The sequence below is a fragment of the Streptomyces sp. Wb2n-11 genome, from assembly GCF_001049855.1.
GTDB lineage: Bacteria > Actinomycetota > Actinomycetes > Streptomycetales > Streptomycetaceae > Streptomyces > Streptomyces altiplanensis.
In genome coordinates this window covers 26,721-51,867 of record NZ_CVPB01000003.1, presented here as the reverse complement: position 1 = coordinate 51,867, position 25,147 = coordinate 26,721, and the positions used below count along the sequence as shown (strand labels likewise).

32 protein-coding genes are annotated in these 25,147 nt (G+C 70.1%); 22 read left to right on the top strand and 10 right to left on the bottom strand.

Annotated features, from left to right (window positions below):
* Positions 1–68: 68 nt before the first annotated feature.
* Together BN1555_RS35370 and BN1555_RS35365 are read right to left on the bottom strand one after the other, a co-directional pair.
* A complete protein-coding gene (locus tag BN1555_RS35370; RefSeq protein ID WP_093804058.1) occupies positions 69–2,018 on the bottom strand; it encodes a hypothetical protein in 1,950 nt (649 codons plus the stop codon).
* A complete protein-coding gene (locus tag BN1555_RS35365; protein WP_093804057.1) occupies positions 2,015–2,338 on the bottom strand; it encodes a chromosome segregation ATPase in 324 nt (107 codons plus the stop codon). The genes BN1555_RS35370 and BN1555_RS35365 overlap by 4 nt, the downstream gene beginning before the upstream one ends.
* A 343-nt stretch (positions 2,339–2,681) precedes the next feature.
* Here BN1555_RS35365 and BN1555_RS35355 point away from each other — a divergent pair, with 343 nt between their 5' ends.
* From BN1555_RS35355 to BN1555_RS35295, 14 genes are all read left to right on the top strand, one after another.
* Positions 2,682–3,008 (top strand): hypothetical protein, encoded by a 327-nt coding sequence (locus BN1555_RS35355; protein WP_255306515.1) that lies wholly within the window; start codon positions 2,682–2,684, stop codon positions 3,006–3,008.
* A gap of 5 nt (positions 3,009–3,013) precedes the next feature.
* Complete coding sequence (locus BN1555_RS41060) at positions 3,014–3,148, top strand: hypothetical protein (protein ID WP_255306514.1); 135 nt, start codon at positions 3,014–3,016, stop codon at positions 3,146–3,148.
* A gap of 96 nt (positions 3,149–3,244) precedes the next feature.
* A complete protein-coding gene (locus BN1555_RS35350) occupies positions 3,245–3,532 on the top strand; it encodes a hypothetical protein (protein WP_093804055.1) in 288 nt (95 codons plus the stop codon).
* Positions 3,529–3,813, top strand: coding sequence for a hypothetical protein (locus tag BN1555_RS35345; RefSeq protein ID WP_093804054.1), 285 nt, complete (start codon positions 3,529–3,531; stop codon positions 3,811–3,813). The genes BN1555_RS35350 and BN1555_RS35345 overlap by 4 nt, the downstream gene beginning before the upstream one ends.
* Entirely contained in the window at positions 3,810–4,277 is a 468-nt protein-coding gene (locus BN1555_RS35340; RefSeq protein ID WP_093804053.1) for an ASCH domain-containing protein, read from the top strand. The genes BN1555_RS35345 and BN1555_RS35340 overlap by 4 nt, the downstream gene beginning before the upstream one ends.
* Complete coding sequence (locus BN1555_RS35335) at positions 4,277–5,998, top strand: DNA cytosine methyltransferase (protein WP_093804052.1); 1,722 nt, start codon at positions 4,277–4,279, stop codon at positions 5,996–5,998. Before BN1555_RS35340 ends, BN1555_RS35335 begins: the two co-directional genes overlap by 1 nt.
* Positions 5,995–6,201, top strand: a complete 207-nt coding sequence (locus BN1555_RS35330) for a hypothetical protein (protein WP_093804051.1) — start codon at positions 5,995–5,997, stop codon at positions 6,199–6,201. The genes BN1555_RS35335 and BN1555_RS35330 overlap by 4 nt, the downstream gene beginning before the upstream one ends.
* A complete protein-coding gene (locus BN1555_RS35325) occupies positions 6,198–6,752 on the top strand; it encodes a DUF1643 domain-containing protein (RefSeq protein ID WP_218058263.1) in 555 nt (184 codons plus the stop codon). Before BN1555_RS35330 ends, BN1555_RS35325 begins: the two co-directional genes overlap by 4 nt.
* Entirely contained in the window at positions 6,749–7,837 is a 1,089-nt protein-coding gene (locus tag BN1555_RS35320; RefSeq protein ID WP_255306513.1) for a DnaB-like helicase N-terminal domain-containing protein, read from the top strand. The genes BN1555_RS35325 and BN1555_RS35320 overlap by 4 nt, the downstream gene beginning before the upstream one ends.
* A gap of 4 nt (positions 7,838–7,841) precedes the next feature.
* A complete protein-coding gene (locus BN1555_RS35315) occupies positions 7,842–8,603 on the top strand; it encodes a hypothetical protein (protein ID WP_093804050.1) in 762 nt (253 codons plus the stop codon).
* Positions 8,600–8,998, top strand: a complete 399-nt coding sequence (locus BN1555_RS35310; RefSeq protein ID WP_255306512.1) for a hypothetical protein — start codon at positions 8,600–8,602, stop codon at positions 8,996–8,998. The genes BN1555_RS35315 and BN1555_RS35310 overlap by 4 nt, the downstream gene beginning before the upstream one ends.
* 31 nt (positions 8,999–9,029) lie before the next feature.
* On the top strand, positions 9,030–9,410 hold the full coding sequence (locus BN1555_RS35305; RefSeq protein ID WP_093804049.1) for a hypothetical protein: 381 nt from the start codon (positions 9,030–9,032) through the stop codon (positions 9,408–9,410).
* Entirely contained in the window at positions 9,407–9,907 is a 501-nt protein-coding gene (locus BN1555_RS35300; RefSeq protein WP_093804048.1) for a hypothetical protein, read from the top strand. Before BN1555_RS35305 ends, BN1555_RS35300 begins: the two co-directional genes overlap by 4 nt.
* 258 nt (positions 9,908–10,165) lie before the next feature.
* Positions 10,166–10,369 carry a hypothetical protein gene (locus BN1555_RS35295; RefSeq protein ID WP_093804047.1) on the top strand — a complete coding sequence of 68 codons (204 nt, stop codon included), beginning with the start codon at positions 10,166–10,168 and terminating at the stop codon, positions 10,367–10,369.
* A gap of 39 nt (positions 10,370–10,408) precedes the next feature.
* Here BN1555_RS35295 and BN1555_RS35290 read toward each other — a convergent pair whose 3' ends face one another.
* The 5 genes from BN1555_RS35290 to BN1555_RS35265 all read right to left on the bottom strand — a co-directional run bounded on the left by BN1555_RS35290 (position 10,409) and on the right by BN1555_RS35265 (position 15,163).
* A complete protein-coding gene (locus BN1555_RS35290; RefSeq protein ID WP_093804046.1) occupies positions 10,409–10,690 on the bottom strand; it encodes a hypothetical protein in 282 nt (93 codons plus the stop codon).
* Positions 10,690–12,162 carry a 3'-5' exonuclease gene (locus tag BN1555_RS35285; RefSeq protein ID WP_093804045.1) on the bottom strand — a complete coding sequence of 491 codons (1,473 nt, stop codon included), beginning with the start codon at positions 12,160–12,162 and terminating at the stop codon, positions 10,690–10,692. The genes BN1555_RS35290 and BN1555_RS35285 overlap by 1 nt, the downstream gene beginning before the upstream one ends.
* A gap of 152 nt (positions 12,163–12,314) precedes the next feature.
* Positions 12,315–12,968 (bottom strand): hypothetical protein, encoded by a 654-nt coding sequence (locus BN1555_RS35280; RefSeq protein ID WP_141662968.1) that lies wholly within the window; start codon positions 12,966–12,968, stop codon positions 12,315–12,317.
* A 127-nt stretch (positions 12,969–13,095) separates the two neighbouring features.
* Positions 13,096–13,995, bottom strand: coding sequence for a hypothetical protein (locus BN1555_RS35275; RefSeq protein WP_255306511.1), 900 nt, complete (start codon positions 13,993–13,995; stop codon positions 13,096–13,098).
* A 463-nt stretch (positions 13,996–14,458) separates the two neighbouring features.
* Entirely contained in the window at positions 14,459–15,163 is a 705-nt protein-coding gene (locus BN1555_RS35265) for a hypothetical protein (RefSeq protein ID WP_093804042.1), read from the bottom strand.
* 309 nt (positions 15,164–15,472) lie between these two features.
* On the opposite strand from BN1555_RS35265, the gene BN1555_RS38650 reads away from it, so the two are divergent.
* The 5 genes from BN1555_RS38650 to BN1555_RS35240 all read left to right on the top strand — a co-directional run bounded on the left by BN1555_RS38650 (position 15,473) and on the right by BN1555_RS35240 (position 18,747).
* The gene (locus BN1555_RS38650; RefSeq protein ID WP_141662967.1) at positions 15,473–15,835 is read left to right on the top strand and encodes a hypothetical protein; all 363 of its coding nucleotides are present in this window, start codon (positions 15,473–15,475) and stop codon (positions 15,833–15,835) included.
* A 225-nt stretch (positions 15,836–16,060) separates the two neighbouring features.
* Complete coding sequence (locus BN1555_RS35255) at positions 16,061–16,378, top strand: hypothetical protein (protein WP_093804040.1); 318 nt, start codon at positions 16,061–16,063, stop codon at positions 16,376–16,378.
* A 97-nt stretch (positions 16,379–16,475) separates the two neighbouring features.
* Positions 16,476–16,961, top strand: a complete 486-nt coding sequence (locus tag BN1555_RS35250; RefSeq protein WP_141662966.1) for a hypothetical protein — start codon at positions 16,476–16,478, stop codon at positions 16,959–16,961.
* 34 nt (positions 16,962–16,995) lie between these two features.
* Entirely contained in the window at positions 16,996–17,661 is a 666-nt protein-coding gene (locus tag BN1555_RS35245) for a hypothetical protein (RefSeq protein ID WP_093804038.1), read from the top strand.
* Positions 17,662–18,480: 819 nt separating this feature from the next.
* Complete coding sequence (locus BN1555_RS35240) at positions 18,481–18,747, top strand: hypothetical protein (protein ID WP_093804037.1); 267 nt, start codon at positions 18,481–18,483, stop codon at positions 18,745–18,747.
* A gap of 92 nt (positions 18,748–18,839) precedes the next feature.
* On the opposite strand, the gene BN1555_RS39420 is transcribed toward BN1555_RS35240, so the two are convergent.
* Both BN1555_RS39420 and BN1555_RS35235 read right to left on the bottom strand, forming a co-directional pair.
* Positions 18,840–19,016, bottom strand: a complete 177-nt coding sequence (locus BN1555_RS39420; protein ID WP_176710346.1) for a hypothetical protein — start codon at positions 19,014–19,016, stop codon at positions 18,840–18,842.
* Complete coding sequence (locus BN1555_RS35235) at positions 19,013–19,804, bottom strand: RNA polymerase sigma factor (protein ID WP_093804036.1); 792 nt, start codon at positions 19,802–19,804, stop codon at positions 19,013–19,015. The genes BN1555_RS39420 and BN1555_RS35235 overlap by 4 nt, the downstream gene beginning before the upstream one ends.
* 226 nt (positions 19,805–20,030) lie before the next feature.
* On the opposite strand from BN1555_RS35235, the gene BN1555_RS35230 reads away from it, so the two are divergent.
* Positions 20,031–21,071 (top strand): site-specific integrase, encoded by a 1,041-nt coding sequence (locus BN1555_RS35230; protein WP_255306510.1) that lies wholly within the window; start codon positions 20,031–20,033, stop codon positions 21,069–21,071.
* A gap of 104 nt (positions 21,072–21,175) precedes the next feature.
* On the opposite strand, the gene BN1555_RS35225 is transcribed toward BN1555_RS35230, so the two are convergent.
* Positions 21,176–22,393 (bottom strand): DNA sulfur modification protein DndB, encoded by a 1,218-nt coding sequence (locus BN1555_RS35225; protein ID WP_176710345.1) that lies wholly within the window; start codon positions 22,391–22,393, stop codon positions 21,176–21,178.
* Positions 22,394–22,781: 388 nt separating this feature from the next.
* On the opposite strand from BN1555_RS35225, the gene BN1555_RS35220 reads away from it, so the two are divergent.
* Both BN1555_RS35220 and BN1555_RS35215 read left to right on the top strand, forming a co-directional pair.
* Positions 22,782–23,894, top strand: coding sequence for a site-specific integrase (locus BN1555_RS35220; RefSeq protein ID WP_176710344.1), 1,113 nt, complete (start codon positions 22,782–22,784; stop codon positions 23,892–23,894).
* A 66-nt stretch (positions 23,895–23,960) separates the two neighbouring features.
* Positions 23,961–24,788, top strand: a complete 828-nt coding sequence (locus tag BN1555_RS35215) for a phosphatidylserine/phosphatidylglycerophosphate/cardiolipin synthase family protein (protein ID WP_093804034.1) — start codon at positions 23,961–23,963, stop codon at positions 24,786–24,788.
* Positions 24,789–25,147 lie beyond the last annotated feature (359 nt).

Here is a 25,147-nt window from a genome sequence, read left to right as displayed (position 1 = left end):
ACCGGACAGCATGGTCTGGCTCATCGTGCGGAATCCGGCCTGTGCATAGAGTCCGGCGATTCCCCCGCTCACTCGTCGTCGTCTTCGCCGTCGGCCGGCCGCTGGCCCGGCACGTCCGGCTGGTTCTCCCGGGCGATGGCCCGCAGGTGTCGGCGAATGGACTCCGCCTTGACCGCGACGTTCGGCTCGATCAGGAGCGACAGCTCCCGCTGCGACAGCTTCCGCTGCTCCGGGGTCAGTGACTCCAGCACTGCGCGGATCTGCTCGCGCGTTGCCTTCTGGTCCTCATCCACTGTGGCCTGCACCCGGGGTCCGCCCGGGGCCCGCGCCGGCACCGCCTGCTGCACCTTCTCCAGCGCCGCCAGCTGGCCCTGCAGTCGCACCAGCTCCCGGCGGGCTTTCTCTGTCTCGTTCCGGGCTTCGTCCGCTTCCTTGAGCGCGTTGGTGGCTTCCGTCTCGAAACGCGCCCGCTCTGCCTGCAGGTTCTCCAGCCGGACCGTCAGTGACTGCTGCTGCCCTTCGAGGCGCAGCGCCTTCTCGCTGGCGTCCTGGGCCTGCTTCTGGACCTGCTCGTAGGCGGTGGCGAGCCTGCCGCGCTCTTCCTGCAACCCGATCATCTGGCCCTTGAGCGCGTCCAGTTCCTCAGAGGTCCGCTGGTAGAGCTGGGCCGCCGTGGCGTCGCTCGACTCCAGCCGCGTCCGTTCCTCGCGGAGTGCCTTGAGTCGCTTCTCCTCCGTCTCCCGTTCAGCCTCCGCCTTCTGCTGGGCCTCTTCCGCCTGCTTGCGGGTCTCCTCCAGCACCTTCTCCACGGCCGCCAGCTTCTCCGCGGCTTCCGCAACCGCCTTCTCGGCGTTGAGCCGGATCTCCTCCGCCTCCGCAGCCTTCTGGTCCGCGTCCTGCGCCCGCTTGCGGGACTTGAGGAAGTCGGCATTCGCCGCGATGTTCAGCTCTTCCAGCACCTGCATGGCGGGGCTGTTGGGGCCGTAGTCGAGCATGGCGACGTCGTCGGCCCGGGTCAGCCAGGCCATGCGCTGCATGAGCTGCAGGCCCTGCTCCGGGTCCTGCGTGTCCGCCAGCTCCAGTGCCATCTGCGCTTTGGGCCGGACCTTCTTCTCCAGGGCCCGGTTCAGCGCGTCGAGGCGCTTTTGTTCCTCCGAGACCTTTCCCCGCCCGCGCGGCACAACGGTCTTGCCGACGACTGCCTCCAGCTGCTCCTTCTCCTTGAGTACCTTGCGCAGTGCGTACGAGGCGTCCGCAGCCTCGCGGGCACGCGCCCGGCGGACCATCTCGTCGGCACGGTCATTGACGTCCAGGCCCGCGACCCGGAAGCCCCAGGCCCACAGCCGCCGCCAGAGCAGGCCGGCCAGCCGGAACGGGCCCGGCTTGGTGCCCTCCGGACGCTTCGTGTCCTCTTCCAAGTCCTCGCCCGCGAGCGCGTTCTGGAGCGGCACATAGATGACCCAGGCCGCGCCGATCGGCATAGCTGCGAGGAAGGGCGCCGCCCACAGGTTCGGTGCGTGCACGACATTCGCCGCCGCCGACGCGAAGACGAAGCCCCAAGCAGTGGCGCGCATCAGCTTCAGCTGGCGCGTCCACCTCCTGCGCGGGTCCGCGTTCGCCATCTTGTACATGTCGGAGAACAGCCGCATTTCCAGCACATCGAACATCGATACGAAGCCGACCGCGAAGAAGAACGACAGGCCGACTGTGTCCTGGGCGAACCCCCACAGGCCGTTCAGGGACACCGCGATGCCGCCGAGCAGCGGCTTCGGGTCCATGTGTAGAGGCTTCGGGGGGAGCGGCTGGCCCTTCTCCTGGGCACGTTCGACAGCCTCGCGGTGGTGCTGGTCCCTCTCCGCCTGCTGCTTCGAGGACCGGGACAGGGCCAAGGCCCCCACGATCAGCAGGGTGACGAGCACGGCGCCGCCGGCGACCGCGACCACCCAGGTAGGCGTCTCGTTGACGAGCCGTTCGGCTGCTCCCCGCCAGTCGATCGCGTCGGTGGCTGCTGAGGTCACTGGCTTTCCCCCGGCTCCTCTTCCGCGCCGCCGGCCAGCAGCTCACGCTCCCGCTCCAGCAGCTGCTCGAACCGTCCGAGCGCGTTCGTACGCAGGTCGTCTTCCGTGTCGCCGACCAGCAGTTCCGGATGCCGGATCACCAGGTCGACGGCCACCCGGATCACGGAGTTCTCGGTGATTCGCTCCGTCTTCTGCGACCGGGCCAGCATCAACTCCCGGGCGATGGTGGACAGCTCGCTGTGCTGGTCCTCGCGCAGCGGCACCCACTTGGGCCGCTCTTCGGACTGCACGGCCTTGCGCTTCGCCGCGTTGCCAGCCATTTGTGGTCCCCCTTGGGGTCGTGGAGTCATGGACTCCAAGAGGTTATGGGTCCGCGGGGTCGGCACTGTGCGCCGCACCCGGGGCCGCACGCGGACCGGGGTCAGTCCCATCCGCCACTCCCTTCCTTCGGTGTCGAGATCAACCTAACCACAAAACTCCAAAGGTTCAAAGGTCTTGAAGTTCAAAGGTCTGGGGGTTATGTTGGTTCTGCAAGCGAGAGAGGGCCAGGGCTTGCAGGCCCTGACCCTCTCTCTGGCCAGCGGTTGCAGCCGCCGGCCGACCCCGGACAGGCGCAGCGAACGCCTCCCGGGTTTGGGACACCCCTGACTTGGAGGGATCTCCGTGCGTAATTCTCTCAGCCTCATCCCCGGCGCCACGGTCACGGTCGACGACCTGCCCGCCCTGCGCCTGTCGCCCGAGGGCATCCGAGCCCTGCCGGTCCTCACCGGCCCGCGGCTCGTGGTCGTCGGGCGGATCGGCCCGAGGTGCCGCGACTGCCGCGACTTCGAGAGCGTCGTCACCCGCAACGGGGTGGCCACCTGCGACAACCCCGTGCACGCCGAGACCCGGCCGCAGCTGCCGATGCGCCCCACCCCGCACGAGCGGGACGGCCGGCAGGAGCCCCCGGCGCAGCCCACCCGCCCGCGCTCCGCGCTGCTGGTCGGCTGACCGCCGTGGTCGCCGCCATCGGCATCACCGCCGTCATCCAGGACCCCGCCGCCAGCGAGGCGCTGCGCCGCGCGCAGGAGGCCGCCGAGGCCGCCGCCCGCGCCGCCGCCGAGCGCGCCGCCCGTCAGGGCAACGGCTGACCACTCCCACCTCGCCCCGGGCGGATGAGCGACCCGCTCCCGCCCGGGGCCGAGCCGGGCCACCCCGTCGCTTCTTCTCCCTTGCCGGAGGCTGCTGTGCGTTCCACCTCGCGCGTCACCACGACGCTCGCCACATTCCTGTTCGTCTCCTACGCCCCGGTCGCCGAGTTCGCCACGAACCCGGCCCGGACCCGCGAGCTGGTCTACGAGACCGTCGACCGGCTCGGTCCGAACGGCGCCGCCGACGCGGTCGCCGAGGTCGCCTACGAGTACGGCAAGCACCCCGAGACCGCCGCCGCCCACATGCGCGCCTGCCTGCTCGCCGTCGAGGCCGCCGACTTCCGCACCTTCGTCCCCGCCGCGCGACTGGCGGTGTCCCGATGAAGACCACCGAGAACTTCACCGCCGAGCGGATCACCGCCCTGGTCGCCATCCTCGCGGGCACGCTGGCCGCCCTGCTCGCCGTCCACGTCGGCGCGGGCATCGGCAACACCATCGGCGCCGCGTTCCTTGTCTACGTGGCCACGATCGTGGCCGTCGCCGTCAAGGTGCCGCTGCAGCTGGTCAAGGTCGTCACCGCGAGCGGCCGGGGCGCGATCATCACGGTCGTCATCACGGTCATCGTGCTCATCGGCATCGCCAAGGCGTTCCGGGGGCTGGCATGACCGGCACCGTCCAGACCGCTGAACCGCGCCAGATCCGCGCGCTGACCGTCCGCCAGCCCCACGCCGCGTGCATCGCGTACGCGGGCAAAGGGATCGAGAACCGGGTTCAGCGCTGGTCGTACCGAGGCCCCGTCCTAATTCACGCGGGCGCGACGATCGACAAGGCCGCGAGGAAGCACCCACCGATGGCCGCCGTGATCCGCGGGCTGCAGCTTGAGCAGCGCGCCGTGATCGCCGTCGCCCGGATCGTCGACTGCCACGCCGACGATGGCGAGTGCACCCCGTGGTCCCTGCCCGGCCACAACCACTACGTCCTCAAGGACGTGACCCCCCTGCCCCTGCCTGTCCCCCACGAGCGGGGCCAGCTGGGGCTGTGGCTCCCGCCTGCCGAACTGGTCGCCCGGGTCCGTCTGCAGCTCGACGACGGAACCGCCACCCGCCTGCTCGACGAGGAGGCCCTCTGATGGCCCGAGCGTCCAGCAGGAAGTCCCGCACCGCCACCCACCGGCCGGCCGTCAGGCGCCGACGCTTCCGCCACGACGAATACGTGGCCGTCGACCTCTTCAGCGGCTTCGGCGGGCTCACCAAGGGCATCGGGGATGCCGGATTCACCACGATCATGGCCGCGAATCACAACGAGTACAAAGTCCAGGTACACGAGCGGAACCACCCCGACGCCGAACACTGGATCGCCGACCTGGTCGACCCCGACGCCGCCGACTACCACTCCGCCCGCGACCTCCCCGCCGCTGACCTCCTGGCCGCAGGAGTGAGCTGCGTCAACCACTCACTCGCCAACACGATCAAGGCGTACGAGCAGGGCCTGACGCTGTTCGAGCTGGAGGATCCCGACTACGAGGCACGCGTCACCAGGTCCGAGCGGGACCGAGCGACCGCGAACTGCGTCCTGCAGTACGTCGCCAAGCACCACCCGCGGCTCATCCTCGTCGAGTGCACCACCCAGCTCACCTCATGGGGGCCCGCGCTGCCGGGTCGCCAGAAGGTCGGGGACGGCTCGACCTACCGGTGGTGGCTCAACCAGTTCGATCTGCTCGGTTACCGGCACAAAGTCCTCTACCTCAACAGCCAGTTCTTCGGGGTCCCGCAGTCCCGGGATCGCGGTTATTGGGTGTTCGTCGACAAGTCCCTGCCGATGCCCGACCTGGAGCACCGGCCGGTGTCGCACTGCGGGCGCTGCGACAGGGACGTCGAGGCGGTGTGGACGTGGAAGACCGGCATCCCGGCGACCGGCACGGTGATGTACGGCAAGCAGTACGAGTACCGGTGCCCATCCTGCCGCCGCCCCGTCGTCCCGCCGATGACGCCGTCGCTGGCCGCGCTCGACCTCACTGATCTCGGTACGCGCATCGGCGACAAGCCGGTCAAGACATTCAAGGACGGCTTTGTCGGGCCGCTCGCGCGGTCGTCGATGGCGCGTGCGGAACGGTGCCGTCAGCGGTTCGCCGACTTCCCGGCGATCCTCATGCCGGCGAAGGGTGTGCACGGCTCGGAGCGGCTCCTGCTGCAGCCGATGGCGACGCAGACGAGCCAGCAGGAGACCGCGATCCTGTCGACCGGGCCGGTCGCCCAGCCGCTGTGGGCCCAGGACGACGCTGACGGACTGGCCGTACCGACGATGGCGCTCGCGGTAGACAACTTCCAGGGTGCCGCGCGCGGCACCGGGGAACCGCTGCCCACCCAGGTCGGTTCGGAGACCCTCGCCGTGCTGTCCTCCGGTGTCATCCCGTACCGGAAGAACACCGTGCCCACGGTGCACAGCGAGGCGATGCCCACCTTCACTTCGGAGCAGATCCCGGGGGTGCTGACGGCCGCCGGCTGGTACAAGCAGAACGGCCCCACGGGGAACGAAACCGCGCCTCACCCGGTCACGGACCCACTCGGCACCCTCACCTCGCGGGATACGACCGCGCTGCTCATGGCCCAGTGGCGGGCGTCGCTCGCCGAGCTGCCGCTTGAGGATTGCTTCTACCGGATGATGGCGGCGCACGAGATCGGCCGTGGCTGCGGTTTCGACGTCGACTTCAACGACTACCGCGGCACCTTCACCGTCTGGGGCTCCGCCCGTAACCAGGTCGACGGGTTCGGCAATGCAGTCTCCCCGCAGGTCGGTACCTGGATCGGGTCCCGGCTGCGGGCCGTCCTGCACCGGGCGGAGGCGGCATGACCCGGACGCCATTCGACCCGGAGATGAACGGCGGGCTCCAGCTCGACCTCTTCGGCCAGGGGGCGGCCGTCAGCGTCGAGCAGCTGGCCACGAACCCGGCCGTGGCCGATCCCCCCACCGTGGTGTGTCTCAACGACCCCGAGGGCGAGCCGTGCCCCGCCCGCGTGCTCGCCGAACTGGCGGACGCGGAGGTGACGCCGTGACGCTGCCTGAGCAGATCCAGGCATGGGCCGCCGACCAGGGCCTGACCCACCAGCAGGGTGACGCCGGCACCGCCGTGTTCAGCCCCGACCTGGTCCACCGCTACGCCCTGACCCGCACCTGGGCACCCGGCCCGCACCGCATCTACGTCCTGCTCAACCCGTCGATGGCCACCGCCGACCAGGACGACCCCACGGTCCGGCGACTGGTCGGCTTCGCCCAGCGCGACGGACACGGCGGGCTGGTGCTGGCCAACCTGTTCCCCGTCCGGTCCACCGACCCCAGCATCCTCACCACCGGGCTGCTCGACACCGTCGGCGCCCACAACGATGCGCTGCTGCAGCTGCTCGCCGAGGCCGCCCACGACCTGACCGTCGGCTGGGGAGCGTGGGGCAGGCTCCAGCGCGCCACCACCGTCGAGAAGGCCCTCACCGCCCACGGCGCCCGGCTGTGGGCCCTGGGCACCACCAAGGCCGGGCACCCGCGCCACCCGCCGTACCTCCCGGCCGTCGCGCCCCTGCACCCGTACGAGCCGGGCGGGGTGGCCCGGTGAAGAAGCTGACACTCAAGGCGGAGGAAGCGCTGCTTGGGGCGATGCTGCACCGCCCCGAGGCGCTGCCCTCGATGCGCTGGATACCGCCGGGCACCTTCTCCCGCCCGGACTACGCCGCACTGTGGCGGACACTGCACTCGATCGACTTCTCCAAGGTCGCCCCGAACGACGTCCCGGCCGCCGTAACCGCGGCCGTGGCGAAGATCGAAGAGCCGGGCATCCGGCAGACCCTCATCCCGTCCCGGCTGTCCAACCTGGCCAACGCGAGCGTCTGCCCGAACCCCCGCACCGCCCCGCTGTACGGGGGGATGGTGCTGGAGGCCGCGATCCACCGGGCCGTCGAGCACGCCGGTAAGACGCTGCGGGACACCGCCCGGCAGGCCGAGGTCGACCAGGCGCTCAAGGCGCTGGAGCAGGCAGACCGGACCGGGCGGCGCCTCGCCCAGCTGGACGCCGCCTGGAAGACCGCCCCGGAGACCGTGCGCAACCTGCTCGACACCACGCCCGAGCAGGAGGTCACCCCGGTGCCCCGCACCGAGCGGGCCCGGGTCGACATCCAGGCCGAGGGCGAGACCGTCGCCTCCCTGCTCTACGAGCCCCGCCAACTGCGCGAGGTCACCGGCTGGCTGGAGGACCGGGACTTCTCCCACCCGCAGCTGGCCGTCGTCTACCAGGCGATGCGCACGCTCGACGAGCGGCACGCCCCCATCGACCCACTGACCGTCGCGTGGGAGGCCCAGCGCCACCCCGGACCACAGCCCAGCGACCAGGTCCTCGCCGAGCTGCAGGAGGCCGGAACAGGTGGCACCGCCGCCTACACCGCCGAGCAGGTCCTGCACACCGCAGCCCTCGACCGGCTCGACGCAGCCGGTCACGACCTGCGCAACTACGCCCGCCACCCGGCCCTTCCGGTCTCCGCCCTGGTCGACCACGCCGGGCAGGCATTGGAGCCCGTCGCCGCCGACCAGCAGCGCATCCAGCACGCCGAACGCGAACCGGAGCTGGCCAGCGACAAGGAGCCCGCCCCACCGGCTCCCGCCCACACCCCCGACGCCCCCGTCCACCAGCACGAGACGGAGATGTGACCCCATGAACGAGCCCACCCCCTTCGACCCGACCACCTACCTGATCAGCCGCGAGCAGCAGATCACCGCCCCCTACCTGCCCAGCGTCGAGCCCCTGCCGCCGGTGAAGTCCGCCGGCCGCGCCCTGTGGGAGCACTTCGGCCGCCTCGCGCCCGGACTGGTCACCACCGCGGCGACCGCGCTGGCGTGGGGCTGGCACGAGCAGCTGCCCGACGGCTCGACCCAGCCGCTGTGGATCAGCGGAGGGCTGGCCGCCCTCGCCGCCGCGGCGGGCACGGTGTCGGCCGCCAAGCCGAACGGCGAGGCGGAGACCACCCGGTTCGCGTTTGCCGCCGGCGGGACGCTCGCGCTGCTGGGCGTGGCCGCCTGGACGCCGGACTCCGCGCTGCGCGCCCTGCTGTGGCTGGTCGGCACCGCAGCGGTCTATGCCGTGTGCGCCCCGCTGTGGCGCGGCGACCGCCGCCTGGAGCGCGAGCAGCGCCACGAGCGCGTCATGGCGGAGACCGAAGGCCGCACCCAGGTGGCCGTCGCCATGATCGAGGGCCAGACCCGCGTCGCCGAGAAGGTATGGGAGCACCGCACCGAGGTGGCCCGGGTCGAGGCCATCAGCAAGACGGTCGAGGCCCTGGTCGCCGCGAGCGACGCCCGCGAGACCCGCGTGGTCGCCCCCGGCGACGAGCTGAACGTCGCCGCGCTGCTCAAGGCCGCCGGGCACGAGGCCCCGGTCGAGCTGACCGCCGCCGAGCGCGAGGAACAGGGCCGGTGAAACCGATCGCGGTCGTCGGGCAACTGATCAGGCAGTGGCGCGGCCACGTCGTGAAGGTCTCCCCGAAGGGACTGTCCGTCGACGGCCGCACCGTCGACCCCAAGCCACTCACCGAACGCGACGCCGTGAAGCCCGCCGACGACCCCCGCACCCACCCCTCGCTGCAGTTCCTCGACGACGGCTCCCTGGTCTACCGGGGCCATATCCAGGCCGAGGTCCACCCCGGCCAGGAGGTGACCGTGCACGGCCCCAAGGGCGCCGAGTGGCCGCCCAGGCCCACCCGTGAACCCAAGATCGCGCCCCGGCCCAAGCGGCACCTGCGACTCGTGCGCGACGAGCCCGACGCCGGCCCCGCGCCGCCGGAGGTCGACGACGACCTCGACATCGACTTCTGAGACCCCGCCACCGAGAAGAAGGAACACTGCAGTGAGCGACACCCAGACCGAGGACCAGGACATCCGCGCCCACCAGGAGGAGGTCGCCGGGTTACTTCCGGCGCTCGCCCAACTCGACCGGGCCGCCGCCGAACTGGAGGAGAAGACCGCATCCGGCCAGGAGGTCACCCCGGCCGACGTCAGCGCCTATCAGCAGCAGGCCACCCACACCCGGCACCTGGTCGACGCGGTCGGGGCGAACCACCGCGAGGTCGCCGAGGCGGAGAAGGAACACCGCGGCGACGGCGACAAGGGCTTCGCCACCCGGGGCCTGGACCACGCCGCCCACCCCCACAGCTTCGAGCCGACTCCGCCCCCGGCCGACAACGGCCAGGACCACGACCGCGACGACGATGAGGAGATCGATCTGTGAACGGCGAGCAGCAGAAGAGCGAGGACCCGTGGGCCCCCGTCACCGTGACCGCCGACCAGCCCGCGCCGCATGACCAGCAACAGGCCGACCACCAGCAGCAGCTGACGGCCGCCGGGTACGGCGAGGAGCAGCGCACCCGGTACATCGCGGAGTCGGGTGAGGACCCGGAGTACGCCGCGTGTGTGTGGGACGAGCAGATCGTGGCAGCAGCGGAGGCCGCCGGAATCATCCCGGAAGACCCAAGCCCGTTCTCCCCCACCGAGAAAGCGACGCACGCAGCCCGCGAGGCCGCCATCAGCAAGTTCTGGAAGCAACGCCCCGAGTACGACGTGTTCAGCAACTCCCCGGAAAACCAGGAACTGTTCCGCCAGGCCATGGAGTACGGCGACCAGGAGGCCCGGGAGGTCCTGGGCGGCGACGTGGCCGAACACCTGCTCAGCAGGCCGCAGGAGCACGCGAAACCCGGCCGTGAGGTCGACGAAGAGATCGCCCTCTAGCTCGCCCGCAGGCCCGTCGGCCCGCCCGAAAAACCCCGGTGGAAACTGTCCCCCGGGGTTTTTCGCGTGTGAGTACGGTGCTGATACGCAGGGGAACTTCCTGTTGGCGACACAGCAACGGCTGGAGTTCCTGAACAACGCACCCAGCGGACGCTGACCTGCGCCATTACAGCGCTCTTATAGAAACGGGCCCTCCAATGAGGGCCCGTTTCCGCTCAACTCGCCCGCTCCGAGACGTTGTCCGTACGATCAGCGCTCATGAGCACCACACGCAGACCACTGGGCCACGGTCCGCAGTCCCAGACCCCCGCCGCTCCCCTGCCAGGGACCGAGGCTGTCCGCCGGGTCCGTGCCACCGAGGCCGACGTCGACAGCGCCCCGCTGTGCCGGCCGGGCGGGCTGGAGCACCTCGCCCAGCTGCGCGAGCGCGGCGTGCTGGGCACGGTCCCGCCGCCCCCGTGACCAGGGAGGGTTCCTCTTTTTCGACCAGCGATGAGGCGCTCAGCGCGGCAGCCGGCGCCCGCGCCCGGCAGGCAGCGCCCGCTGCTGCACCGGCCGGTCCTGCTGCTCCTGGTCGTCGCGCTCGACGGTGACCTCGACCTGGTCGGCGACGTCGGCCAGGACCTCGATGTAGATGCGGCACCCGCTGCCGCGACGGTTGGGCACCGGGCTGGAGACGTCCCCCATCCGAGTCTCCGGCCAGGCACGCAGCGCCCGCACGACCGCGTCGGCCGTGCGCTGCACGTCGTCGGAGTCCGAGCCCATCAGGCGAATCTGCGGCATCAGGCCGCCTCCCCTTCGTCCAGGCCGCCGCCGACGGTCGCCAGCTTCTCGTAGCTGCGCCCCACGGCCCGGAGGCAGTCCAGGACCGCGCGGCAGTCCCCCGCGGCCCGGTGCCCGCCCTGCAGCGGCTGCCACCGGTTGCTCCCGTGGTACTCGCTCCAGTCCCCGACCCAGTCGCTGTACGGGATCATCACGTCCTCGACGTCCAGCGCCTCCAGCCAGGCCGCCGCCTGCCTGCTCGCCGCGGCCACCGCCTGCTCCCGCAGTCCACCAGGCTCGACGCCGGCGCTCACGACATCCCCGGCAGTGTCCTGCGCCGCACGGTCGAGGTAGTGCAGCGTCAGTTCGTGCCGCAGCACGTCGACGTCGTACCACTTGTTGTAGATCAGCACCCGCTTGCCCTTGAGCAGGGCAGCGAGCCGCGCGACCAGGTCCGAGAACCGGGGCGCCCCCGCGACGTCGGAGTCCGTGATCCCGTGAATGTCCGAGGCCCCGGCCGGGATCGGCACGCCCGGGTCGACCAGGGTGTCGAGCAGCACGTCCCCCGCCGAGGACAGCACGGCCAGCTCGACGATCCGCGCGTCGTCGTCCAGGCCGGTCGTCTCCGTGTCGAGGACCACCACGTCCGGGTCGACGAGCGCCTCCGCCGCCCACCGCACGCGAGCCGCAGCCGCCTGGCGCTCCCGTTCCGCTCGCTCCCGCTCCTGTCGTTCGTACCGCTCCTGATACTCGGCACGCAGACGCTCCTGCTCCTGCTCGTACGCCGTCGCGCACGGCGGACACCGCCGCGACCAGTCGGGCCACCACGATGAATCCGGCAGGCCCGTGCGCTCCGGGTTCAGCAGCCAGGCCCGTTCCTTGAGCCAGGCCCGCGCCCGCGCCTTGGAGCCCAGCCGCGTGGTGCAGCCGTCGCCGACGCACACGGTCACCTCGACCAGCCACGCCTTGACCCGCTCCCGCTTCGCCTGCAGTTGCTCCTGTCGGCAGGTTTGGCAACGGCGGTGCCCCTTGGGATAGGGACGCTCCCGGACCGTGCTGCAGCCCGCGCACGTCCGCGCCAGCAGCCTCAGCCGCTCCTTCTCCGCCCGCTCCCGGCACGCCGAGCACGGCCCGCGCAGGATCACCTTGCGGACCTTGCCGCACTCCGGGCAGGTGCGCCGCGCCGCCATCTTGGCCTTGGTCGACGAGGGCAGCGGCTTCATCTTCACCGCCGCCGCCGGGTCATGGAGCGGCACGTCCCCGTAGTCGCGGGTGCGGATGTACGCCAGTGGAGCCCTCTCCTGCTCCTCCGTCGTGTTCAGCCGGTCCGCCGCCAGCTGCGTCTTGGTCCGCAGGTACGGCGGTGCCTGCCCCCAGCCGTAGACGGGGACGCCGGCGGCGTGGTCCAGGGGCTTGCCCTTGGCGACCCGGGACGGGTCCGCCTCCGCCCGGCTGGCCGGGATCTCCGCCTCCGCCGCCGTGGTGGTGCTCATTCATACCTCCGAGGAAATCCAGGGAATTGAAACCGTAGCAGTCATAAACCCAATTCGCCGCCTTTCCAAACATTCCCCGTAGCGCGAATGCAGGGACGAATTCGCTCCCCATATATCGCGCGCGCGAAGCCGGATTGCAGTAAACGACGTCGTTACATTTTCCCGACGGCGCCAGCCTCCGCGACCTGGTCGTCCTGGGGGTCCGGCCAGTGGTCCTCGACCGCTTCCCGGGCGATCCTGCTGGACGGATACAGCAGGGCCGCGAGGCGTTCGCGCTCTTCCCGGGCCTCTTCGCTCAGGTCCGCCTGGGGGCCGATCAGGTTCTTCTCCTCCAGCTCTTTCAGCACCGGTTCCGAGACGCGCCAGGCCGCCGTGCGCAGCTGCAGCACCACCCTCTCGTCGAGCGTGAACGCGCGCTCTGCCGTGCCGTGTTCGCCCCCCGACAGGCAGGCCGGCCACCGCCCCGACAGGGACAGCCGGGTGCGCTCCCCCGCCGTCAGCGGCAGCCACGGCCCGGCCAGGTCCGGCAGCTGCAGCCGCTCCTTGAGGGCCCGCTCCATCAGCACGTCCAGGGCGGGCCAGCGCACCGGCCGCACCTGTGCCGCCTCAATGCGTGCCTGTCGGCGCAGCCGCGCGACGGTCCGCTTCCACGGCGGGGTGTCCACCGGTTCGGTCAGTTCCGCCGCCCGTTCTTCCACCAGCTCTTTCACGAACTGGCATTCGGCTTCCCGGTGGCGCTTTATCAGCAACCGGAGACGGCCCGCCTGCTGTACCGAGAGCTGCAATGTGATCCTTTTGCGTGTCATGAATCCAGTAAACGACGTCGTTTAAATACACCACAAACGACTCGCTGCGGCTGATAACAAGCCCTTCGGGGGCGCAATGGCCGCCGCACGGCAAAAGACCAGGTCAGGCAGCAACAAGGAGAGGGGACTACGCGGCGGTGCGCGGGCGTTCGGCGTCAACCGCGCGCCGCAGGGCCTCCAGCTTGAGGGGCAGCAGCTGGCGCAGCCCGTCGTACCGCAGCCGGCCGACTCGGTAGGAGGTGACGAGGCCGTTCTCCTCCAGCGGCATCCCGGGCGGGCGGATCGTCGTGTGCCCGTCGTCGTCGAGGACGCCGTCGTGGTTCATCCAGAGCGACACCCACAGCTTCGAGGTGCCGTGGGCCCGCTGCACCAGGTCCTTGCGCACGTCCAGCCACCGCTCCAGCGCGGCCCGGGTCAGCGCCGAGGTCTCGACCCACTCCCCCTGACCCGTGCCGCCGCCCTGGGGGCGCCGCTCGACGTACACCGCGGCGTTGTCCTCGCCCAGGTCCGTGGTGCGCAGCTCGACCAGCTCCCCGCTGCGTGCCGCGGTGTCCAGCTCCAGCGCGAGCACGGCCGTCAGCCGGGTCTGCGCCGGGGACATGGGCCCGGCGAGGTACTGGTCAAGCTGGCGGGCCAACGCGGAGAGGGTGGCCGCCTCCGGTGCGGGCTGCAGCCGGATCTCCCCGCCGCCCAGGCGCAGCGCGGGCAGGCCCAGCGCCTCCCGCAACAGGTCGACGCACTTGCGGCGGATCTCGTTGGTCGCCTCCGATGTGGGCGGGAAGCCGCCCTCGACCCGGCGGTGCCGCAGCGCCCCGGACTCCGCGAGCCGTACAAACGAGCCAAGCGCCTCTTCCTCCAGGAGCCGCCGCAGGTTGCGCCGGGCACCGACCGGCAGCGCGCCCCGCTCTAGCGCCCGGTCCAGCTCCCCGCGGACCATGTCGAGCTGACGCCGACGGGCCGCGCCAGCGCCCAGGCCGTCGAGGAGCTGGTCGAGCGCGCGGACCGAGGAGAACTTCGACGTTTGCACGCCGCGATTGTCGCGCACCGGGCCAGACCTGGGGGACGGCCAGGTTTCTGGACTTTCTGGACCTCCCTTTATGCGCGCACGCATACGCGCGCGAGGAGGACCCTTACCGGTCCTGGCCGGTGAGCACGCCCAGCCAGCGCACTAGCCCGGTGCGCACGGCCGCCAGGACGAGCAGGCCCAGGCCCATGTCCCAAGGGGAGCCGGGGTCGAAGCCGTTCCGACCGCAGTCGACGAGGAGGTCCAGGAGCAGCCCGGCCAGCAGTCAGGCGTACAGCTCCAGCCAGGGCCGGGCGGTGAGGTACGAGCCGATCGAGCGGCGGGGCAGGTGGTGGTCCTTGTGCCAGTTCATGGGCCGGACCGTCACACCCGAAGCGGACACCCCGCCGGGCCGAGTCGGTCGGGGGAGAGACTGGACCGCCCGGCGGTGCGTCCTGTGTCCGGCCGATGCCGCCGCCGGGCGCCGTCAGCGGCTGGCCTGCTGCCGCAGGAAGCGCCGTTCCTTGTACCGGCGCAGCAGCTGCCACCGCTTCGTGGCGTACGACAGGTCCTCCCGGCAGGCGTCGAGGAACACGCCCTGGGCCGCGACGACCGCTTCGGCCTGCCGCTGGAAGCGGGCGCTGTCCTTCTCGTTCAGCTCCAGGTCGCTGGTCGCGGCGACCAGTTCCTCCGCCGCAGCGATGACCGGAACGGTGCCGCACAGCCGTACGCCGTGCAGCGCGCCGATGAGTTCGCCGCTGGCCTCCCACGCCTGCGGGAGCTGGCCCAGCAGCAGCTTGTGCGCGGCCCGGCCGACCTCGCGCTGCAGGTGGGAGAACTGGAACGCGTAGTTGAACGAGCGGGTGGAGGCGTCGAGCAGCCGCCGGTATGCCTCCGCCCGGTCTTCCTTGCTGCCCAGGCGGGGAACGCCCGTGGGCCGGTAGCGCCCGATGAGCGCGGCGGTGACGCTGCCAGTGGCCTTGATGCCGGCAGCAGCGACACCCGACGTCGTGAAGGTCATACCCGGTTCTACCACCCGGCGGATGCGGCGACGGCCGGGTCGGCGCAGCAGCTGCACCAGGCGGGCCGCGCCGCCCAGCGCGCGGGCCAGTTCGGCGAGCACGGCCAGGCCGCCGTCGGGCACGGCGCGGCCCGCCTGGTCGAGCAGGGCGTGGAGCAGGTCGAGGAGCACGGGGCCTCCGGGTGTTCGGCAGGGATCTTTCGCCCCTTGCCGAGTCCGGGAGGCCGCGCAGACAGCAGCGGCGCCCGATGTAGTCCGAGTGATCCGGGGGCGTCTTGTCTTCCAGGGTGCGCCGGGACCCGCCGGGAGTGTTAATCCACCCCTGCCCGGCGTCCCGTCCCCCAGGGTCGGTCCGTCGGCCCGCCGGGCGGGAAGTCGGGGTGCTGGTAAGAACGCTTTCACCAGCCGCAAACGAGCGGCGTGACCCGGACGGCGTACCAACGCGCGAGCTTGACCACCCTGGCCTACCTACGCTGAGCCATGAGCAATGACACCCCCGGACCGAAGTCTGCAACCCAACTCGCCATCGAATTTCTGACCCTCTGGCGCGAAGAGGAAGCCCGGAGGCCAGCGGCCGCAGCGTACATCAGCCGAACTCTTGAGCTCTCGACTGTTGAAGAGCCTGCTCAAACCAAGATCGCCTCGGTGATCGCTGGCTTGCTCAACCTGAGCATGATCTCTGTTGGGACTGTGGGCGCCTACAGGGCCGCCGAGGAGACAGGTCGCCCCCGGGAGGAAGTGACCTCGGAAGAACTACAAGCCGCAGCGACCGGGTTCATCCAGGAGTTGTCTCTCTGGATGCCCGACGATCCTCGCCCGAACCCCGGTAGCGCTCCCATGTAGCTGCCATGCGCGCCAGCCAGGACTGCCAGCCAACAGCCAACGGCCCGACACTGAGACGGTGTCGGGCCGCTACGACTACTGACGGACGAAGGGCAGGAAGCGCTCGTTTGCTGCTGGTGACAGCGTTCTTACCAGGACCCCAAGAGTCCCGCGGGTTCAGCGAAACTGAGGGCTCTTCGTCGGGAACCGACGGGTGTTCAGGCTATCCGGAGGGTTTCGACCCGTGTGTTCTGGCTGAACTCAATCCTGCCCACCGACCCCCGGTACTCCTACGACGATGTCACCTGGGGCTACGGAGGCACGGGCCCGGAGATCCTGGCTCGTGCCCTGTCCTTCGCGGTGCTGCCTCACCCTGACCCCGAACACCCGCTCACCCTGGAAGACCGCGAGTCCGGCACGGACACCTACCTGTTCGACTTCGCGGCCGGTCAGGGCCAGTACGAGCCACTGTCGGTAAGGGGCAACATCTTGCGCCAGAGGCTCAAAGCCGCGCGCGCCAGCGCCTGTCCCGCCGACAAGGACGACCGCGAGAAGGAGCAATGAGACACCTCCCGGCTGGTGGGAGTCAGCTGCCGGAAGACCGCTGTATTAGTCCGCGAAAAGGCCCCCCGGCTACTGCCACGCCGCTATTCTCCCCGGCATGGACCAGGGGATCTTGACCATCGTCGGCGTCATAGCCGGTTCCGCCGGCGCCATCACCGCCGCCACCATCACCGCGCGCGGTGCCCGCCGCCATCAGGCCCATACGCAGCGCCGCGACAAACGTCGCGACGCCTACGCTGCGTTCCTCGCCGGCGTTCACGAATTCCATGCTGTTGCCTATCCGCACGGGGCCAACGGCTTCGCTTCCGACCCGGATCCCGAGCGGGAGGAGTACGGGCCAACCTGGCAGAAGGAGCTTTCAGACGCCTACCGCAAGCTGTCCGCTGCGCATCCGCTTGTCCGCCTCGAAGGTCCCGACGAAGTCGAGGATGCCGCGCTGGCCGTCATGAACGCGGCCCTGACGCTGCGCATGAACGTCAACAACTTTGAACAGCGCCACGGCTCCGGCGGCGCCGAGCTCAACCGCCTGGACCTGGCCGAGGCTGCGTTCCTGGCACAAGCCCGCAAGGCACTGGAACCGTAGCCGTACGCGGGCCGAGCACCTGTTGAATGGCGCCATGGACATTGTTGAAGGCGGCATTGCCGCCATAGCCGCCGGTTTCAGCGGGGTGGCCGCGATCGCGGCTATGAAGGCCGCGAAGTCAGCGGACCGCAACTCCCACGCCGCGAACCGGACCGCGAAGTTCGCTTATCAGACGGCTGAGTCGGTGGCGCAGATCGAGCGCGACCGCTGGCATCACGAACTGACGCCGAAGGTCGCTTTCCGCATGACCAAGGAACGCGGCCACGTGGAGCTGCTGGTCCAGTACAGCGGGCCCTCGTCACTGGGCAGGCTGACCGCGCTTTTGCTGCGCGTGCGCGATGACAGGGATCGCAGCAACGACCCGGTCCTGGGCGGCGGTCCGACCGCAGAGGAACGCGCCAACACGATCTACGGGCCCTACCGGTTCCGGCACTCTACGAACGGCGCTGACGAGATCGGTCGAAGCGTGGAGCCGTTCTCACTGCCGCCCGGCGAGGAGTACCGCCTGGCTCTGGACCCAACGCTGCCTCCTCGGTACTACGGCAGGGGCACGGACCAGTGGGAGAAGGACTGGCGCGACAGCGAGCTCCGCTTGTGGGTCGACTGCCATGTCGAGAGCCACAAATCATGGAGCCTCACGGCAGACATACCGCAGCGGCTCGGCGAGTCGCCGTCGGGCCGCTGGACGGCGGCGCGGTAAGCAGTGCACGACGTTGTCTCGGCTGGGCTAGCCCAGGCGACCGCATGGCGATGCGGTCCTGACGCTCGCTCCGGCCGCGCCTCGAGAGCCAGACGGGGCGAGCTGGCATCGTGGACGCCGGGCCCGCCCGGAGGCCTTTCGCAACGTCGTCCCGGGCGGGCCGCCAGCACACCCTTCGCGCCTTCGGCGAGGGTGGCGATCTGGTGCTCGGCCCACTCGGCCAAAGGCTGGATGCAGCACAACGGTGCTGCGCACAGCCGCGACCTGCGCTCTCGTGCGCCCGCTCCCGCCGGCGGTGAGCACGTTCCGCGCCGCCCCGCGCCCCCGCCCCGTGCGGCGGTTCACGGCGTCCTGCTCCACCAGCTGGTAGAGGGCCGCCAACACCGAGGCCGCGGCCTTCCGCCCGGCGCCTGGCCAGCGCGGTCTTCACCGCGGCCTCGTCCTCTGCGGACGGTGGTTCCACCGGGACCGCCCGCCGAGTCCGCGCTCGCGGCCGCGCCGATCCCCTGACATGCCCCCGCGCGCAGGTCGTGTACGGCCGCCAGCGCCAACCCGACCCTCCTCGCCTTCAGCCCGATCACGGATCGATCGGGCGAGGTGAGAACACTTCAAGAATCCTGAAGTTCCGTCACCGGCTTGAAAAGCGCCCCAAGGAGACAGAACACCTTGGGCGGCGGGGACAAGGAATCAGCAGGGCTCAGGGGAACTCGCGGGATGTCGCACAGTCGGGCACGGTGACCTGTCTGGACCCCCCTTTTATACGCGCACGCGTACGCGCGCGAGGAGGACCCCTGGTACCGGGCCGGTAGGGTCCCGGTCATGAGCGAGCAGGCGATCCTGATGCACGGTCCGGCGGCCGGCCGGGTTGTCGACGTAGAGCTGAATGGGAACGGGTGGCCCCCGGACCACCTGGTGGTGGAACTCGTATCGGAGGAGCGAGTCGCCGAGCGGCTCAGGCCGCTGGCGCCCGAGCCGGAGATCTACCTACGGACGTTCTGGAACTGGGTCCACAGCAAACCGGCGAAGGACGACGAAGGGCACTGGTGCTACCAGTGGCGCAACCCGCGCTTCCCGAACGGTTGGTGAGGCTGTCACCGGCCCCGCCCCCGGCGAATCCGGGCCAGCCCGTGGAGGAAAGCTGGCCCGGTTCTGTCCGCGGCAGGCTGGGGCCGGGCCGATCAAGGAGACGGCGGCCCTCCGCTCTGTCCCGACCCCAGCAGCAGGTAGAGGAGCGTCACCACCCCCACGCTGACCAGCACAGGGGTCCCGACGGCCGGGTGGCGGTACGCGAGGTATCCCGTGAACGCTCCGGCGAGAAGAAGGACGAGGATGCGCAGGTCGAGGGGGCCATTCACCGGGTCACCGCCGAGCTGACCGAGGGGGCCACGATGAGGCCGGCGGCAGCCAGCTTCTTGGCGCGGCCCCGTACGCGGCTCAGGCGCCGCTCCACCGACTTCCGCGTGGTACCCAGCCGCTGCGCGATCTCCTCCTGGGTGGCCCCGGTGCGCATCGCCTCGCAGACCGTGCGCTCCTCCATCGACGCCTCCGCCAGGATGATGCTCAGGGTTTCCTGCAGCACGGTCTGCTCCTCGGGGCCGGGTGTCGGGACCACGCTCCACACCTCGAACTCGGCGTCGTAGACGCGTCGGTCCGGTCCGAGGATCTCGCGCATGCGACGCCGGTGGCCGGTGGCCCATCCGCGGTAGGCGTCCCGGTAGGACCACAGCGCGAAGTGGAGGAAGAAACTGGTCAGGTTCCGGCCGCCGTCCGGATTCCAGCCCTGCAGGGGGCTGTCCTCTCCGTCCATGAAGGCGGGGATGGCCTTGCCCAGGCAGTCGATCGCGATGTCGTCGCGGACGTCCGCCCGGCGCTTCATCTCCTCCACCTCGGTGTACGGCGCCGGGAAGTAGATCCGGTGCTCGCGGCACCGCTCGATGACGACGCCCTCCTTCATCCAGGAGCGCAGCACGGTCCACCCGTAGCGCCAGAAGCGGTCCTGCAACAGGTCGAACCGGGGTCCCTCGAATCCGTCCGCCTGCAGCTCCGCGAACAGTTCCCGGTCGGCGGCACGCTGCGCGACGTCCCGGTCTCGCTGGGAGGGGAGGACGACGGGCGGGCTGGACGCCGAGGTGTTGATGAGCACAGTCAAATCTCCGTCTCGCACTGGGAAGGCTTTACGGGACTCCTTATGAAAAAAACACCGACTGATCCCCCGCGAAAACACGAAAGAACTTTTTGGTCGGCATCACGCCCTCGGTTGGTGCCCATTCGCCAGTTCTGGCCTGGTGCCGGGATAAGCTCCCCATATCCGGAGTTCATGGCAAGCCGCAATTCCGATGAACGGGGCGAACATGTCAGATCGTCACACAGTGGTAGAAACAGTGCTGCCGATCGTGGTGCCCGCTCCGCCAGCCCGGCCGGAGGAGTACGACGCTGCGACCCGGGCGACGCTGGAGCACATCGACCACCAGGCCGTGCGCACGGTCGCCGACCACCGGCCCGAGCGCACCCGTGACGGCTACGCCCAGGACTGGGCGAGCTGGATGAAGTTCTGTGCCGAAAGCGGGGTGCCGCCGCTGGCCGTCACCCCGGGCACCCTCGTGATGTTCGTCGAGTGGCTGTGGACCCAGCCCGGATGGAAGAAGGGCACCTGCACCGCGCCCTCGACTATCGACCGCCGCATCTCCGGCACCGTCGTCTCCGCCCGCGCCGAACACCGCGTGAAAACCGAAGACGGAGTCGCCCGTCTCGCCCGCAACCGGCTCAAGCAGTTGGTGAAGGAGATGGAAGAGAAGGGGGAGAGCCGCGGCCGGGGCCAGGCCCCGCCGCTGCTGGTCGACCATCTCGTGGCGATCAGCGCCGCCTGCCCGGACAACCTCATGGGCATCCGCGACCGCGCCCTGGTGCTCATGCACTTCGCCGTCGCCGGCCGCGAGCACGAACTCGCCTTCAACCGGGTTCGCGACTACGCCGAGACCCCCGCCGGCATCCAGGCAGACCTGCGCGTGTCCAAGGTCCGCCCGCGCATCGTCCCCGTCCCCTACGGCTCCCGGCCCTCAATCTGTCCCGTCCGCGCCTGGCAGATATGGAAGGAAGCCGCCGGCCTAGACGACCCGGACAGCCACGCCTGGCGCCGACTGCACAACCGCTGGCACACCGTCATGAAGAGCGGATTGCAGCCCGAGTCCATCGGCGACATCGTCACCCGCGCCGGCGAACGCGCCGGGATCGAGATCCGCTTCACCGGCCACAGCCCCCGCCGCGGACTGGCCACCTCCTCCCGCATGAAGGGCCACGACCAGATCGTCATCGCCAAGCAGGGCGGCTGGGCCCCGCACTCGAAGGTCCTCGCGGGCTACCTCGAAGTCGTCGACCAGTGGGAGGACAATGCCCTGCTCGGTGTGCTGTAGAGCGCACCGAGCAGGGCCCCGAGTGTGCGACATCCCGTGATAGAACGACAACGGCCCCCACCCCGTCGACATCGGGGTGGGGGCCGCACGGTACCCGGCCGGAACTACGCGACGATGCCGCGGATCTTTCGCCCGAGTTCCGTGGACGGGTAGAGGATCGCTTCGGCGACCCGGCCTCCGGAGTCCTTCGCGCCACCTGCGAACGACACGCCCGTCACCTGCCCCTCGTTGACCAGCGCCTTACCGCCGACCCCGTCCCAGTACTGCGCCGACCGGTCCCACTTGACGGACGTCACCATGTCCATGAGTGCCTCCGCCGTGATCTGGTCGCTGTCCGCCCACTCGGTCGCGTGGTGCACGGCGACACCGAGCCCGGTGAGGATCGCCGGCGCATTCAGCGCCGTGCCCTTCGGTCCCTTGGCCAGCTCCGGGGCGAGCTTTGTGAGGACCTCGGACAGCAGCGACACCACCCGCTCCTTCTGCTCCTCCGCCGACACCGTCTCCGTGTTCAGCGTCGATTCCGTCACCGTCGCCGACGTCTTCGCGATCCCCGACCGGCCGAGGAGTGCAGTGGTGACCAGCGCCCGCAGCCCGGACAAGGTGATCAGCTTGTCGTCCGACGCGGCGAGCTGCCGACGCTGCGACTGCACCAGCGAGGAGAGGGAGACGATGCCGTCGGCGGTGGGGATCTTCACCCGGTCTGCGATCTTGTGGGCGAGCTGCGTTCCCAAGTCGCGCTGGTCCATGGACATGGCGAGGTTCTTGTCCACCGTGATGCCCTTGACGTTCCGATCGTGGAACACCTGCCGCGCTTGCTCGACGCTCAGGTCCCAGTACAGCTCTACCGGAACCCGCACGTTGCGGAGCTGCTCGATCGTCAGCCCGTAAGACTCCGGGTCGGAAACAATCTGATGCAGCGCCGTGCACTGCGTTTCGCCGTCGATCGGCACCTCGTGCGCGCCCACTGGGATGAACACCTCGTACAGCCCCGAGCCCGCTGCCTCCGCCACCTCTGTCGCCGTGGCGGTCGGCTTCCCATCCGTCTGCGACGGGATCCAGATGGTCACCGGTGGCGTCGACCAGCCGTTGAGGAGGTCACCGCGCAGACCCGCGGCGATGTAATCGGCGTACTCGTTCGCGTTCTTGCCCTTCGCCCCGGCGAGGGTGCGCTGAACGAGAAGCCGGATCTCGGCGTGAGCCTTGAGGAGCGCGCCCGCCTGCGCCAGGTTCTTCTTCCCTTCCTCCTTCCGCGGGTCGGGCACCGTCTGGACGAGGGAGAACAGTTCGACGGTGGTGACGGCGACGCCAGGCCGCACGATCATCGCGGGCACTGTGACGCCCTGTCGTCCGAACGTGGACAGGCTCATCTTGGCTCCAAGGTAAGTGGGGTTTCCGCGGCACGGTTTCGTTGCCGACCACCCTGATGCTAGACCTTTTCAGCTTCCGCGGTAGCAAGATTTACGAGATTCTCCTCAAGGCGCTGACGGTTGGTCTTCCGCGGAAATCTACTGACAAGGTGTCACTGCACGTCAGGGCAGTGAAGCCGCAGCTAAGGCGGACAGCTGCGAACTCGCCACCTCGCTTGGCTGGTACCGGCGCTCGCCGAAACCGAGGAGCTGCGGCACCCACCGACTCCGAGGCCATCGCTCACATATGCGGGACACAGATGCGACAAAAGACGGTACGAACAAAGGTGCGTGACGGAACTTCATGGAGCAGACCGATACGAGCACGGACAGATCGCGCGTCGTGGAGCCCACCGTGGTGCTGCCGGCGTCGGCCGGACCGGCGGGCACCACCGCGGCGACGAATACCGCGGCGTTCAGCCCCGACGTGCTCGCCAAGCTCCAGGAGCTGGAGGAGCGCAGCGCGGCGCACGAGAAGAACCTGCGGCCCGAGAACACCACCGACGGCTACGCCGCCGACTGGAGGCAGTGGGAGCAGTTCTGTGCCCTGCTCGAACTCCCCGTCACCGCCATCACCCCGGGCAGCCTGACCGCGTTCGTCGAGTGGCTGTGGGTCCAGCCCGGGTGGAAGAAGGACAAGGAGGGCAACCCACTGAGCTACATGGCGCCCTCGACCATCGACCGGCGCCTGTCCGGCGTGGTCGTCACCGGCCGCACCGACCACCACCTGGTCCTCGACAAGACCGTGGCCGCCCGCGCCCGCCGGGTGCTCAAGGCCAAGGTGAAGGAGCTGGAGAAGAGCAAGGAGACCCGCGGCCGGGGCCCGGCGCCCGCGCTGCTCGCCGAGCACCTGCGCGCCACCGTGGTGGCCGCGCCCGACAACCGGCTGGGTATCCGCGACCGCTCAATCGGGCTGACCAGCTTCGCCATCGCCGGGCGCGAGCACGAGGTCGCCTTCCTGCGCCTGCGCGACTTCGTCGAGACCGAGCACGGCATGGAGGTCGACATCCGGGTGTCGAAGATCAAGCCGAGGAAGGTGAAGGTGCCGTTCGGCTCCCGGCCGAGCAGCTGCCCGGTGCGCGCGTGGCGGGCCTGGAAGGCAGAGGCCGCTCTCACGGACCCCGATGACTTCGCGTACAAGCCGCTGCACAACCGCTGGCACACCGTCATGGACGGCGGGCTGGACCCGGAGACGATCGGCGACGTCATCACCCGGCTGGGCAAGTGGGCCGAGCTGGACTTCCGCCCCACCGGGCATTCCCCGCGCCGCGGACTGGCCACCAGCTCCAAGCGCGCCGGCAACGACCGCAAGGTCATCGCCAAGCAGGGCGGATGGGCCGAGAACTCCGCCGCGATGGAGGGCTACTTCGAGGACGGCGACGGCTGGGAGGAGAACGCTTTGGTCAAGGTGCTGTAGGACGGGAGGCCCGGCCCGCCGGTGCCCCGTGGTTGAGTATCCGCACCACCCGGGGAGGGGCAAGCGATGAACCAGGACGGTCTGGAGTTTCCCGCAACGTTCGACCAGGAGTTCGTCCGGCAGGACGGACAGCGCGGCTACTTCGGCAGGAATGTGCTGAAGGGGCTGGTGGACGGGATGGAAGGCTTCCTCGCGGAGAAGCGGCGCACGCCGGGCTTCCGGAGCATGGGGCCGGTGGCGCTGGGCGGGTTCCTCTGGCTCGACGATCCGGAGCTGGCTGGCTGCCTTGCCCGGTTCGCCCACACCTGCGTGGTCGTCTCCAAGCAGGGGCGCAGCAAACGCGACCTGGAGAAGCTGGGCAGGCTCCAGCCCTTCGCCGATGGCGACAACGGGATGCTGGCCCGCGCCTTCGCCGAGCTGACCGACCTGGACCGGCGGGAGAACGGCCGGGCCAAGGTGGTGGGACCGGGCTCGCCGATGCCCGACGACGTGGTGATCCCGCCCCTGCGGACCATCGGTTTTCGGCGCCCACCCAAGAAGGACATGGTGCCCTTCCTCCACACGAAGATCATGCTGCTCGGCGAGATGTGGTGGCACGACGAGGACGGCCTGGGTGGCGTCGCCGACGTCATCGGCTTCCGCCCGGAGCGGCTGTGGGTGGGCAGCGCCAACGCGACTGAACGGAGCAGGTACAACCTGGAGTTCGGGATGTGGCTCGACGACCCGCAGGCCCTGGAGGCCGCGCAGACGTTCCTGGTCCAGCTGATGGCGCACTCCGAAGCCCTCGACCCGGACAGTGACCTGTTTCAGCCGGAGCTGCTACCTGTGGACTTCGACGACGAGGCGTTCGCCGAGTACGTCGCGGAGCACGGGTGGGGCGACCCCGACGCCTGAACGTCCACCAGCACGGCTCCGGGCGATCGACCGCCCGGAGCCGTGCGCGGTCCATCAGGCACGCTGGTCGGGCCCCGGCCCGAAGCGGTGAGTTACCGGGTGGCCTGCCGAAGCTCGGTTCGGCGACGGCACCCGCGTGCGCGGGCACCACCGGTCCATCAGCCCGCGCACCATCGCCGTCGTAGCGGGCACCAGAAGCGGAGGTCTGCTCCTGCTCCTGTTACTGCTGGCCCTGGCCGGCGGGCCGGGAACCAGCAGCAAGGCACCGGCCGACACCATGCCGTCGCAGACGGCATCGGTCCCGGCCACTCCCCACCGGTAGGACTCGCCCCGCACAGAAAGCAGACACAGCGCAGGGC